This window comes from Micromonospora deserti (assembly GCF_003236335.1).
Taxonomy (GTDB): domain Bacteria; phylum Actinomycetota; class Actinomycetes; order Mycobacteriales; family Micromonosporaceae; genus Micromonospora; species Micromonospora deserti.
The window spans coordinates 1-250 of record NZ_POUB01000612.1 but is presented as its reverse complement, the minus strand read 5'-3'; the positions used below and the strand labels follow the sequence as shown (position 1 = coordinate 250).

Below are 250 nucleotides of genomic sequence, written 5' to 3'. Positions count from 1 at the left end.
CAGCGGCCCGCTCGTCCATACCCGACTTCTTCGTCGCCGCGATGATCGCCTTCACATTGCCGACCTGCTCATCGGACAGGTCGATCCGCGACTGCCCGCCCTGCGTACCGTGCGGGATCAGCCGGCCCGTGTCCGGCTTGTCCACCTGCACCGCGGCGGTGGGCTTGACCGCCTCAACCGGGGCGGCGTGAGCGGTAGCCGGGCCGGCGAACACGCCACCGGCGAAGGCCAGACCAGCAACACCAAGAAC

At 69.6% G+C, this 250-nt stretch carries 1 pseudogene; it reads right to left on the bottom strand.

Features of this window, described 5'->3' with window-relative positions:
- A pseudogene (locus C1I99_RS32150) lies at positions 1–250 on the bottom strand (hypothetical protein); the annotation flags it as partial.